This is a genomic window from Mycolicibacterium komossense, assembly GCF_025822605.1.
GTDB classification, from domain to species: Bacteria; Actinomycetota; Actinomycetes; order Mycobacteriales; family Mycobacteriaceae; genus Mycobacterium; species Mycobacterium komossense.
The window spans coordinates 39,566-51,782 of sequence record NZ_JACKTY010000032.1 but is presented as its reverse complement, the minus strand read 5'-3'; the positions used below and the strand labels follow the sequence as shown (position 1 = coordinate 51,782).

Genomic DNA, 12,217 nt, shown 5'->3' with positions numbered 1-12,217 from the left:
GATGATGGCTAAACCAGGGGTCGGCCCGTTTTGATCCGCCAGTCCAGATCGCGCAGCAGGACGTTGAACGGGAACTGCCGCACGAACCGGGGCATGGCGTTGTTGACCGTGCCGATCACCTTCATCAGCCGATCGAAGCGGCGCTGCCGCTGCGGGTCCCACGGCAGCCGCATTTCATCTCGGAAGCGTTGTGGCAGAAAGCCTGTCGTGATCAGCAGATTGACGTTATCCGAGGCCTGTTGCATCCGGGCGGGTAGGCGGACACCGCGAATCCTACTGGCGGCGATCGGGTACAGATACTCCCGGATCGCATCGTCGATGTGTATCTGGTGAAGCGATTCCTGCCAGTACCTGTCGAATGCGGCGCGGTCGGCGGGCCACATCTCCGGCGGCACCTGCAGCGTGGTGCCCAGTGACATGCCCTGCGCGTAGTGCAGGTCGGCGGTCTCGTCGTCCATCTCGCCGATGAAGGTCCGATACACGTCGACCCCGCCCTTGTAGAGGCAGGCCGCCACCCACAGCTGAAGATCCTTGTCAAAAGCGTTGTAGGACAACGGACTATCGTCGGTCGAGTACACCTGGGCGTGAGCGCCGTTGACCGCACGACGAAAGGCCTTCTTCTGCTCGTCGGTTCCCATCGACGCGACCGCAAGGTAGGTGAAGGTGGTGCGCGCCCGCTTGATCGGATGCTTGTCGATACGCCCGCTCTCCACGCGCGATTCCATGACGCCGTAACCGACACCGGGCCGGCCCAACTGCATGATCACGTTCGCGGCCCCGGCCAGCAGGGCAACGCCCATCATGCCGTCTTCGAGGCCGGCGCCCCGGCGCATCCTCAGCTGCCGCACCGAGTTTCTGACCGCCATGATCACCCCTGAACCAAATGTGAGAACGTCCGTTTCCTGATATTGCCCTGCGCAGCCGACAGGTGTCAAGATGGTCGTCATGGCGCAGGTCCGGAGCTATCGCGGGGTCGAGGCACCAGAGCGGCTTGCCCAGCGCAGGAGCAGCTTTCTCGACGCAGGGCTGGAATTGCTCGGCGGTGCGGCAGCGCCGGATGAGCTGACGGTCCGGGCAGTGTGTCAGCAGGCCGGCCTGGCCCTGCGCTACTTCTACGAGAGCTTCACCGACAAGGACACCTTCGTCGCCGAAGTAGTCGATACGGTGACCGCCGGACTGGCCGCCACCACTCAGGCCGCAGTGGCCGCGGCTCCCCTTCAGGAACAGAACCGTGCCGGCATCACCAACATCGTCTCGACCATTGCCGCCGACCCGCGGATCGGCCGGCTGCTGTTCAGTGCTCGGCTCTCCAACGCGATCGTGCTACGTAAACGCAGCGAGCACGGCGGACTGTTCGCCATGCTGTCCGGTGAGCACATCCAGGCGGCGCTGCGCGTCGAGCAGAACAGTCGCGTCAGCGCGACCGCCCACTTCGTCGTCGGCGGCGTCAGCCAAACCATCAGTGCCTGGCTGGCCGGCGAAATACCCATGGAAACAGGCGAACTCGTCGATCAGCTGACGTCGATCCTGGACGGATTCGCCGACCCGGCGCTCTACCGTGGTTAACCTGCGCCGAGCGGGCGGTCCGACGAGTCGGGTGCCCCCTATACGATCGCGCAATGGATAGCGAAAAGGCGGCACTGAGGGTTCTCGCGCATTTTACGCCAGGCAGTAAAGTCGCCGACCAGGTTGCCGCGGAAGCGGATTGGCTCGATATTCGATGGGTCGCCGAGGACGATGACGAGGCACTGCATCGTGAGCTTCCCGAGGCCGCGGTCATCTGGCACGTGCTGCGACCGCTGACCGATGCCGATCTGGAGCGCGCCCCGAAACTGAAACTGATCCACAAGCTGGGCGCCGGGGTGAACACCATCGACCTCGAGGCCGCGACCAAACGCGGTGTTGCGGTCGCAAATATGCCCGGCGCCAACGCACCCTCGGTCGCGGAGGCCACCGTGATGATGATGCTCGCCGCGCTGCGCCGGCTCCCCCAGCTCGACCGGCTCACCCGGGAGGGCCGGGGCTGGCCGGCCGACCCCGAGCTCGGCGACAACGTGCGCGACCTCGGCAGCTGCACCGTCGGCCTGGTGGGTTACGGCAACGTCGCCAAGCGGGTCGAACAGATCGTCCGCACGATGGGCACCCACGTCATCCACACCAGCAGCACCCGGGACGAGTTCCACGTGCACTGGACAACACTCAACGAAGTGCTCAAGAACAGCGATATCGTCTCGCTGCACCTGCCGTTGACCCCCGCCACCGAACGGCTGATCGACGCGGAGGCGATCGCCAAGATGAAGCCCGGCGCCATTCTGGTGAACACCTCACGGGGCGGAGTGGTCGACGAAGGCGCACTGGTCGAGGCCCTGCGCAGCGGACAGCTGGCGGCGGCCGCTCTCGACGTGTTCACCGAAGAGCCGGTCGCACCGGACAACCCACTGCTGAGCCTCGACAACGTGCTGCTCACTCCGCATGTCAGTTGGTACACCGCCGACACCATGACGCGCTACCTCGTCGCAGCTATCAACAACTGCCGCCGGCTGCGCGACGGATTAGCACCGTACTCCGTGGTCAATCGAATCTGACCCAGAGGTAGTGTCTTTCCCAACCAACCGGTTAAGAGGGAAGGGCAACGTATGCCGATCGCCGTCAATTCCGAACATGTCGACCTCGCCGATTCGGTGCGCTCGCTGGTTGAGCGTGTGGCACCGTCGGACGTCCTGCACGAAGCACTCGAAACTCCGATCGTCAACCCGCCGCCATACTGGCGTTCCGCCGCCGAGCAGGGACTGCAGGGTCTGCACCTGGCCGAGTCCGTCGGCGGCCAGGGTTTCGGCATCCTCGAGCTGGCGATCGTGCTGGCCGAGTTCGGCTACGGCGCAGTACCCGGACCGTTCGTCCCCTCGGCGATCGCGAGTGCGCTGATCTCCGCACACGACCCCGACTCACCCCTGCTGGCCGATCTCGCGTCCGGTGACGCGATCGCCGCGTACGCCATCGATTCCGGTCTGACCGCCACCCGGCAGGGCGAGTCACTCGTCATCCGGGGCGAGGTGCGCGCGGTGCCCGCCGCCGCGCAGGCCTCGATCCTGGTGTTGCCGGTATCTATCGACAGTGGTGAAGAGTGGGTGGTCCTCGACGCCGCCGACCTGGAGATCGAACCCGTCACCAGCATCGACCCGCTGCGGCCGGTGGCCCATGTGCGGGTCAACGCCGTCGAGGTCGGTGCAGATATGGCAGACCGGGTGCTGAGCAACCTGAGCCGTGACGACGCGCGCGCACTGATGTCGACCCTGCTGTCGGCCGAGGCGATCGGTGTCGCGCGCTGGGCCACCGACACCGCAGCGGCCTACGCCAAGATCCGCGAACAGTTCGGCAGGCCGATCGGCCAGTTCCAGGCCGTCAAACACAAGTGCGCGCAGATGATCGCCGTCACCGAGCGTGCGACGGCGGCGGTGTGGGACGCCGCCCGAGCAATCGACGATGCCCGCAACGGTGACGAGAACGCGCATGCCGGCTTCGCCGCCGCAGTCGCCGCGACGCTGGCTCCGCACGCCGCCCAGCACTGCGCCGAGGACTGCATCCAGGTGCACGGCGGTATCGGGTTCACCTGGGAGCACGACACCAACGTGTACTACCGCCGGGCGCTGCTGCTGGCCGCCTGTTTCGGTCGCGCGACCGACTACCCGCAACTCGTTGTCGACACGGCGACCAGTACCGGTATGCGCAGCATCGACATCGATCTCGACCCGGACACGGAGAAGCTCCGCGAGGAGATTCGCGCCGAAGTTGCCGGCCTGAAAGCACTTTCCCGCGAAGAGCGGTTGGTCGCGATCGCCGAGGGCGGTTGGGTGCAGCCTCATTTGCCCAAGCCGTGGGGCCGCGCCGCGGGCCCGATCGAGCAGATCATCATCGCGCAGGAATTCCCGGCCGGAAAGGTCAAGCGGCCCCCGATGGGTATCGCCGCCTGGATCATCCCGTCCATCGTCGCGTTCGGCACCGACGAGCAGAAGCAACGCTTCCTGCCGCCGACGTTCCGCGGCGAAATGATTTGGTGCCAGCTGTTTTCCGAGCCCGGCGCCGGCTCCGATCTGGCCAGCCTGTCGACCAAGGCCACCAAGGTCGAAGGAGGCTGGCGGATCACCGGTCAGAAGATCTGGACCACCGGCGCACAGTATTCACAGTGGGGAGCGCTGCTCGCGCGGACGGACTCGAGCGCTCCGAAACACAATGGCATTACGTACTTCCTGCTCGATATGAAGAGCGAGGGTGTCGAGGTCAAGCCGCTGCGCGAGCTGACCGGCAACGCGATGTTCAACACCGTCTTCATCGACGACGTCTTCGTGCCCGACGACATGGTGCTCGGCGAGGTCAACCGCGGCTGGGAAGTCAGTCGCAACACACTGACCGCCGAACGGGTGTCGATCGGTAGCAGCGAGCCCGGATTCCTTGCCACGCTGGACGGTTTCGTCGAATTCGTCAAGGCCGGTCAGCTCGATCAGATCGCTCAGAACCGAGCGGGCCAACTGATCGCGGAGGGCCATGCCGCGAAGCTGCTCAACATGCGCTCGACGCTGCTGACGCTCGCCGGTGGCGACGCGATGCCGTCGGCGGCGATCTCGAAGCTGCTGTCGATGAAGACGGGCCAGGGCTACGCGGAATTCGCAGTCGAGTCCTTCGGCACCGACGCCGTCGTCGGCGACCTGGAGACGTTGTCCGGCAAATGGGTGGAGTGGCTACTCGGGAGCCGTGCCACGACCATCTACGGCGGCACCACCGAAGTGCAGCTCAACATCATCGCCGAACGACTCCTCGGCCTGCCGCGCGATCCGTAGTTAGGCGTACCGTCGAGGCAGGATGCGAATTTCCGCTCGACGACTTTCACGTCTGCTGGTGTGTGCCGCTGCAACAGCAGGTTTCGTCGTGGTGCCACAGCTGGCCGCCCCCGCGGCGGTCACCGCGGCACCCTGCGTGAACGGCGTGATCCCGCTGAATCCGTACGTGCAGAACTGCAACCTGCCACCGCGGCAGAACCGTGTTCGCGGTGCTGCCCCGGATGCGGGCGCGATCATCGCCTGCCGGGGCAACCCGTGGTGTCTGTCGAATTACGTCAACGGGCCGTGATCAGCTGCCCTCACGCCCTTAGCTGTCGACCTCGATCTCGCGTAGTTCCCGCTTGAGAATCTTGCCCGTCGGGTTGCGCGGCAACTCGTCCATGAAGATCACTTCACGCGGAACCTTGTAACGCGCCAGGTTTTCCTTGACGTAGAGCTTGATGGCGTCCTCGTCGACGGTGGCGCCCTCGGTCTTCACGACGAACGCCCGCAGCCGGTGGCCCCACTCCTTGTCCTCGACGCCGAGTGCGGTGGCCTCGACGACCTCGGGGTGGCCGCTGATGAGGTCCTCCACCTCGGCGGGGAATACGTTCTCGCCACCGCACACGATCATCTCGTCGTCGCGACCGCTGACGTAGAGCAGTCCGTGCTCGTCGAAGTACCCGACGTCACCCGAGGACATCAGTCCGTCGATGATCGCCTTGCCGCCGCCGCCGGTATACCCCTCGAACGGGAAGGTGTTGCCGACGAAGATCCGGCCCACCTCGCCCTTGGGTACCTCTTTCCCGTTCTCGTCGAAGAGCTTGACCTTCACCCCCTTGACGACGGGCCCGACGGTGGCCGGGTTCTTCTTCAGATCCTGCGGGCGCGCGATCGACGCGAACGCGATTTCCGTTGAGCCGTAAAGGTTGTAGACGACCGGACCGAGATCCTTCATGGCCCTGGTGGCCAGCTCGGCCCCGAGTTGGGAGCCCGAGACGAACACGATGCGCAGGCTCGACAGGTCCGGCCTGGGATCGGTCTTCTCGAGTTGGTCCAGAATGCGCGACAGCATCACGGGCACCACCACGATGGCCGTCACCTTGTGCTTTTCGATGTCCTCCAGCACGGTCGACGGCTTGAACCGCCGGCGCAGCACCAAGGTTGAGCCGAGCATCATCGCGATGGTGCCATGCAGGAAGCCGAGCGCGTGGAACATGGGCGCTGGCAGCGACGTCACTTCGCCCGCTTTGAATGGCACGTGCGAGAGCACCCCGCCGATGGGGGCCAGCGACGGCGGCGAGCTGCGGTTGGCGCCCTTCGGAGTGCCGGTGGTGCCGCTGGTCAAGATGATGATCTTCGAATGCGACGTCGCCTTCGGCGCGTGGCCTTTGCTACTGCGGGCGATCAACTCCGCGAGAGTCTCGTCAGTGGACCCGGACGGCTCGTCCTTGTCGGGATTCTTGCCGAGCGCCCTAATCTTGCCCAGCGGCGGCTCGGCCTTGGCCACGGCAGAGGTGTACTCGTCGTCATAGATGATGACCTTCGCGCCTTCGCGCTCGGACACTTCCTTGATCTGAGGTCCGGAGAATTCGCTGTTGAGGAGGATCAACCGGGCACCGGTACGCGCAGCTCCGTAGAGGGCAACCAGGAACCAGCGGTGGTTGCGGATCAGCAGCGCAACGCCGTCGCCGCCTTTGACGCCCATCGCGAGCAACCCGTTGGCCACCGCGTGCGCAGCCTCGTCCAGCTCGCGGAACGTCATCTCACCGTCGTCGTCGATGATCGCGATCCCGTCGGGCGTGCGGCGCGCGTTGAGGGCCGGAATCATGCCGAACTCGCCCCACTTGCGGATATCGGCGACCATGCCCGCGATGTTCTGCGGGTGCTCCACCTTGAACACGCCTGCTTCGAACATCTTGCGGACGTAGTGCAGCTCGGCCGACCCTCGTTCCAAATACTGCTGCGCTTTGGCGGCTATCTGCAACGGCACATTTGTGAGGTTCGGCATGCCACCACAATATGTGACGGGCGTCGCAGCCAGGTTGGGAAATACCATGACTGGTATGGCCGGTCCTTTATTGCTGGAGGTAGCCGGTCGCGAGGTGTCCGTGACCCATCCGGACAAGGTGGTCTTCCCCGAGATGGGCCTGACGAAGCTCGATCTGGTCAACTATTACCTCGCAGTCGCCGAGGGCGCACTGCGCGGTGTCGCAGGGCGGCCGATGATCCTCAAACGCTTCGTCAAGGGCATCAATGCCGAGGCGATCTTCCAGAAACGGGCCCCGGAGAAGCGTCCCGACTGGATCGACGTCGCGGAGTTGAAATACGCCTCGGGCACCTCGGCGAAAGAAGCCGTCATCCACGATGCCGCCGGCCTGGCCTGGGCCGTCAACCTGGGCTGCGTCGACCTCAATCCACACCCAGTGCAGGCCGGCGATCTGGAACATCCCGACGAACTGCGCGTCGACCTGGACCCCATGCCGGGGGTCGACTGGCAACAAATCGTGGACACTGCACTGGTCGCCCGCGCGGTCCTGGAGGACCACGGCCTCACCGCGTGGCCCAAGACCTCGGGATCCCGCGGGTTCCACATCTACGCCCGTATCGCACCGGACTGGCCGTATCGGCAGGTTCGGCTGGCCGCCGAGACGGTTGCCAGGGAGGTCGAGCGCCGCGCCCCCGAGCTGGCCACCAGTCGTTGGTGGAAGGAAGAGCGCCATGGCGTGTTCGTCGACTTCAATCAGAACGCCAAGGACCGCACAGTGGCGTCGGCTTACTCGATTCGGGCGCTACCTGACGCCAGGGTCTCGACGCCCCTGCACTGGGCCGAGGTGCCCGGCTGCCGGCCCGAGGAGTTCACGGCCGTCACCGTGCCCCAACGCTTCGCCGCCATCGGCGATCCGTGGGCCGGCATGGACTCCGCCGCCGGCGGCTTGGACCGACTACTTGCGCTGGCCGAAGAACTGGGCCCCGCGGAGAGGGCGCCCAAGGGTGCTCGACGCTCGGACGGCAGCGGCAACCGCGTCTCGTCCAAGCCGTTGATCGAGATCGCCCGGACCAAAACCAAGGACGAGGCGATGATCGCGTTGGCGACCTGGAAGCAGCGCTACCCCGGACCGGCCGATCGTCTGGAACCGACGGACATCCTGGTCGACGGGATGCGCGGGCCGAGTTCGATCTGGTACCGGATCCGGATCAACCTGGAGCATGTACCCGAGGATCAGCGCCCAACCCAGGAACAGCTCATCGCCGACTATTCGCCGTGGAGAACGTGAGCCGACCTACTCGAATCATGGTTTCGCGGCGGCTGAACTGCGGTGATGTCGGCCGTTGTGTTGAATCGGCCGGCTTCGGGTAGGCCTCTGGCAGGGATCGGGGGATGACCTGCCAGCGAGCAAGTAAGGAACCACCATGACTTTCGTTCGTTTCGCCAGTGCCTGCGCCATCGGCGGCCTCGCGGCTGCCACCTTGACGGCACCGTCCGCGATGGCCGAGCCGCAGGACTGCAGCCCGGCCGGGATCGCCGGGACCGTCGCTACGACGTCGACATCGGCGAAGGCCTATCTGGCCGCTCACCCTGGCGCCAACCAAGCCGTGATGACCGCGCAGAACCAGCCGCGCGGCGAGGCGTCGGCGACTCTGCGGAACTACTTCGGCAGCAACCCGGGTGAGTACAACGACCTGCGGGGCATCCTGGCGCCGATCGGTAACGCGCAGGATGAGTGCCACGTCCAGGCACTGCCGCCGGATCTCGCGTCGGCGTATTCGGAATTCATGGCCGGCTAACGGCGCATCCGCCGAGAAACATCAGCCTGCGGTGGCCAGCCCGTGGAAGTTGCTGCGGTGGAACACCATCGGCGCGACGTCGGGATACACCGCCAGCGCGACGATCTGCAACACGACGATCTCGTGATCGCCGGCCTCGACACGCTTGAACGGTACGCACTCCAGCCACAACGTCGAGCCGTGGACGAATACGGCGCCGGTGTCGGTCGAGGTCCAGTCGACATCGGCGAACCGGTCACCGGACTTCGATGCCAACGACCGCGCGACGGTGGTGTGCTCGTCGGCTAGCACGCTGAGCCCGAGACGCTCGAGCTCGGCCAGCCTCGGCCACGTCGCCGAAGTGTTGGCGACGCACACCGACACCAGCGGCGGATCGAGGGAAACCGAGGTGAAGGAGCTCGCCGCCATCCCTTCGGGCACGCCGTCGATCAGGCCGCAGAAAGCCGTCACGCCACTGGGGAACGCGCCGAAGGCCTGCCGCAGCAGGGCCTGGTCGAAGTTGCCGTCGACCGCCGTGATCATGACAACACCTGCGGGGCGAAGCGCCGGGCGATATCGAGCCACTTCTCCAACTCGGGTGATGCCTCGTAATCGGAGTCGAGCAGGTAGAGACTCGGCGCCGGACAACTGGCGCCGATCTCGACCAGCACAGGCCGCAAGGTGAGCTCCGGGGCCAGCGCGTGTGCCCACGAGCCGCCAAGCATGACCGGAAAAGTGGTGGTCTGGCCGAGTTCGCCCGCCCCGAACTGGTCGAGGAACAGCTTGAGCAGTCCGGTGTAGGTGGCCTTGAACGTCGGCGACGCCACCACCAGCGCATCGGCGGACTTGACGATTTCCTTGGCCTCGGCCACTTTCGGGTCTCCCCAGCCCAGCAATCCCGGGCCGAGGTCGACGACATCGATGACGTGCTCGGGCACGGCGCCTGTCAGCTTTTCGGCCACCAACTCGGCGGCGGCCCGCGTTCGCGACTTCGGTTTCGGATTTCCCACTACGACGACTGTCATGTGCGCACTCTCCCATCAGGCAGAAACTTGCTCAACCCTTGCATTTAGCGAGAGCGAAATGTCCCGGTCCCCCGCGGAGTCAGGCGCCGGGCCGATACGCCGTGGCCGAGAAGGCAACTCGATCACCGCGCAACCGGAGCTGGGATAGTGCCCGCGGCTGGCCGGTGACGTCTTCGATCACGTCCTCCAGCCACACGATGGGCGCGCCCACCTCCAATCCGAGAAGCGCGGCGCTCTGCTCGTCCGCTGCGACAGCCCCGACTGTGGTGCTGCTGGCCCCGATCCGTACCCCGAGCTGGCGCTCCAGGATCAGCAGGACATCCGGCTCGTCGACGTGGAAATCGGCTGACTGGTCTTCACCGAGCGCGATGTAGTTGACCGTCAGTCCCAGAGGCTGCTCCTCCTGCAACACCAGGCTTTCGATCATCAGCACGGTCCAGCCGTCCGGCAGGCGTAGACGGTCCCGCACCATCGGCGGGCAGCCCAGCGGCCGGCACTCCAGTGCACGGACCTCGACACGGGTGGACGGATCGCTGGTGAACTGGTCGAGGGTGTTGAGCTCGTCGATGCGCAGCAGTATCGAGCCGTTGGCCCGCGTCCCGTTCTTGGGCTCACGGGTGACGATCCCTTCTCGCGCGAGCTGCTGCAGAACGGCGCGAACGGTATCGCGGCTCGCCGACAAGGCGTCGGTGAGTTCCCGCTCGCCCAGGCTCGTGTTGCGACCGGTGACGAGCGTCGAGCGGAGCAGGTCGTAGGTGCGCCGCGCCGAGTTGTTCACGCGGTCCGGCCGGGGCCGCTGGCGCTGGTAGGCCAATTCCGGGCGGACGGGCATAGTGGGGCTGGCCCGCCTGACCGAACCGCCGCGTACCGGGCGGTCATGTGTTGGCACGGTTCGCGTCCTTTCGTCTGATCCCAGTGGTAGTTGTTCAGATCTGTATCAACGACTTCGGACCTGGTTGATTCGCCCGAGTCCTGCGCGGCATCGGAGACCGGTCACCCTCGTGTCAGAACTCGCGCACGGTCAGAACTCGCGCAGCGTCTCTCGCAGCGTCGTGGTGGTGTACTCCGACCGGGTCAGGCCCCGCTTCTGCAACTCGGGCACCAGCCCGTCGGTGATCTCGGTGACGTAGCGTCGGTTGAGCCGCATCACCGGGCTGGTGATCAGGAAGCCGTCGCCGCCAACCTCTTCCATCAGCTCACCCATTTCGTCGGCCACTTCGGCGGGCGTGCCGACGAGCGGAACCTTCCCGGATAGCCCGTTGCCGGTGACGATTTCGCGCAACGTCTTCCCCTCGCTTCCGGCGAGGAATGCCTGCAGGGATCCCCGCTCTCCGTTGGTCGTGACAGGCGGCACCGGTTTGTCCAGATCGAATTGGGCGAAGTCGATTTCGGTGATGGACGAGATCTCGGCCAGCATGTACTCGATATAGGAATCGGTGGTGAACCAGCGGTCCCGTTTGGCCAGCGCCTCGTCGTGGGTGTCGGCCACGATCGGCGACACCAGATAGAGCACCTTGCATTCTCCCGGGTCGCGACCATTGGCCTTCATCCGCTTGTGGATATCGTCGCGGTAGGCCTTCATCGCCTCGGCTCCGCTGGACGGAGCGACGATGGTATCGGCGTGCTGGGCGGCCAATTCGCGCCCTGGGGGCGAGGCGCCGGCCTGGGCGATGGTCGGGCGGTACTGCGGCGACGGGGCGGTGTTCAGCGGCCCGCGGGACTTGTAGTACTTGCCTTCGAAGTCAATGGTGTTGACCTTCTTGTAGTTTGCGTACGTCCCGGTCTCGTAGTCACGCTCGATCGCATCCGGTTCCCACGACTCCCACAGCTTGGTCACCAATTCGAGGTACTCGCTGGCCATCGCGTAGCGCTCGTCGTGTTCGTAGAGCTTGTCCATCCCGAAGTTCTGCGCCGACCGATCCTCGCCGGAAGTGACGACGTTCCAGCCGAAGCGTCCGCGCGCGATGTGGTCGATCGTGCTGCACAACCGGGCGAGCATGAACGGCGGGTAGAAGCTGGTCGACATGGTGGGGATGACCCCGATGTTCTTGGTCGCGGCGGCGATCAGGACGGCCAGCGGAACCGGGTCGTGCTTGGGGTTGATGCCGTGTTTGAGGTCGTGTTCCATGGTGCCGCCGAAAGCGGTGGACACCATCAGCTTGTCCTCGATCAGGATGTAGTCGAACTTCGCCCGCTCGAAATCACGGGCCACGTCGACGTAGAAGTCGCCGGTGAAGTCGCGCCCGCCGTCGCCCCAGTTCCCGTTCCACTCGTCTGCGACGAAGTTCAGGAACCACCCCAGATGGAACATCACATCTCCCTTTGTTTGCTTCCTGATAGGCAAACAGAGCCGCGTTACTTCGCGGTGTCCTCGCGGTCTCGCGCCGATTGCGCGGTGTCAGCGTCGGCCGTCGACCCGACCGCCTCGAGGTTCCGACAACGCAAGCCGGCGCACCCCGCGACGGTGAGAAACGTCACCGCGACACGATGGGCGAGAACTGGACCAGCACCTTCACCCGGAGGCGCGCACCTCACAGCAAATCTCCAGGAATATTTAGCTTTGCTTACGTATTTTTCGGTGAGGTGGCACGAACGGATGTGCCCGACCAG

12 protein-coding genes are annotated in these 12,217 nt (G+C 65.3%); 6 read left to right on the top strand and 6 right to left on the bottom strand.

All coding sequences use genetic code 11. From position 1 onward, the window contains the following. Window positions 1-8: 8 nt before the first annotated feature. A complete protein-coding gene (locus H7J73_RS19995) occupies window positions 9-866 on the bottom strand; it encodes an oxygenase MpaB family protein (protein WP_264069365.1) in 858 nt (285 codons plus the stop codon). Window positions 867-936: 70 nt separating this feature from the next. On the opposite strand from H7J73_RS19995, the gene H7J73_RS19990 reads away from it, so the two are divergent. The 4 genes from H7J73_RS19990 to H7J73_RS19975 are packed head-to-tail and all read left to right on the top strand — an operon-like array spanning window position 937 to window position 5,124. Then, a complete protein-coding gene (locus H7J73_RS19990; protein WP_264069364.1) occupies window positions 937-1,566 on the top strand; it encodes a TetR/AcrR family transcriptional regulator in 630 nt (209 codons plus the stop codon). Window positions 1,567-1,619: 53 nt separating this feature from the next. Continuing rightward, entirely contained in the window at window positions 1,620-2,585 is a 966-nt protein-coding gene (locus H7J73_RS19985) for a 2-hydroxyacid dehydrogenase (RefSeq protein ID WP_264069362.1), read from the top strand. A gap of 51 nt (window positions 2,586-2,636) precedes the next feature. Further along, window positions 2,637-4,835 (top strand): acyl-CoA dehydrogenase family protein, encoded by a 2,199-nt coding sequence (locus H7J73_RS19980; protein ID WP_264069361.1) that lies wholly within the window; start codon window positions 2,637-2,639, stop codon window positions 4,833-4,835. Between the two features lie 22 nt (window positions 4,836-4,857). Then, a complete protein-coding gene (locus tag H7J73_RS19975; RefSeq protein ID WP_264069359.1) occupies window positions 4,858-5,124 on the top strand; it encodes a hypothetical protein in 267 nt (88 codons plus the stop codon). Window positions 5,125-5,142: 18 nt separating this feature from the next. Here the strand turns inward: H7J73_RS19975 and fadD2 are convergent, their stop codons facing one another. Next, window positions 5,143-6,825 carry a long-chain-fatty-acid--CoA ligase FadD2 gene (gene fadD2 / locus H7J73_RS19970; RefSeq protein WP_264069358.1) on the bottom strand — a complete coding sequence of 561 codons (1,683 nt, stop codon included), beginning with the start codon at window positions 6,823-6,825 and terminating at the stop codon, window positions 5,143-5,145. Window positions 6,826-6,880: 55 nt separating this feature from the next. Between fadD2 and H7J73_RS19965 the strand changes: the two genes are divergently transcribed. After that, window positions 6,881-8,092 carry a DNA polymerase domain-containing protein gene (locus tag H7J73_RS19965; RefSeq protein ID WP_435405539.1) on the top strand — a complete coding sequence of 404 codons (1,212 nt, stop codon included), beginning with the start codon at window positions 6,881-6,883 and terminating at the stop codon, window positions 8,090-8,092. A gap of 136 nt (window positions 8,093-8,228) precedes the next feature. Further along, window positions 8,229-8,603 carry a heme-binding protein gene (locus H7J73_RS19960; RefSeq protein ID WP_264069356.1) on the top strand — a complete coding sequence of 125 codons (375 nt, stop codon included), beginning with the start codon at window positions 8,229-8,231 and terminating at the stop codon, window positions 8,601-8,603. A gap of 21 nt (window positions 8,604-8,624) precedes the next feature. Here H7J73_RS19960 and H7J73_RS19955 read toward each other — a convergent pair whose 3' ends face one another. The 4 genes from H7J73_RS19955 to H7J73_RS19940 all read right to left on the bottom strand — a co-directional run bounded on the left by H7J73_RS19955 (window position 8,625) and on the right by H7J73_RS19940 (window position 11,918). Then, window positions 8,625-9,125: a flavin reductase family protein gene (locus tag H7J73_RS19955; protein ID WP_264069355.1), complete on the bottom strand. Its 501-nt coding sequence runs from the start codon at window positions 9,123-9,125 to the stop codon at window positions 8,625-8,627. Beyond that, window positions 9,122-9,607, bottom strand: coding sequence for an NADPH-dependent FMN reductase (locus H7J73_RS19950; RefSeq protein WP_264069354.1), 486 nt, complete (start codon window positions 9,605-9,607; stop codon window positions 9,122-9,124). The genes H7J73_RS19955 and H7J73_RS19950 overlap by 4 nt, the downstream gene beginning before the upstream one ends. Window positions 9,608-9,686: 79 nt before the next feature. Beyond that, a complete protein-coding gene (locus tag H7J73_RS19945; RefSeq protein ID WP_264069353.1) occupies window positions 9,687-10,496 on the bottom strand; it encodes a GntR family transcriptional regulator in 810 nt (269 codons plus the stop codon). Between the two features lie 132 nt (window positions 10,497-10,628). Continuing rightward, window positions 10,629-11,918, bottom strand: a complete 1,290-nt coding sequence (locus H7J73_RS19940; protein WP_264069352.1) for an NtaA/DmoA family FMN-dependent monooxygenase — start codon at window positions 11,916-11,918, stop codon at window positions 10,629-10,631. Window positions 11,919-12,217: the final 299 nt, after the last annotated feature.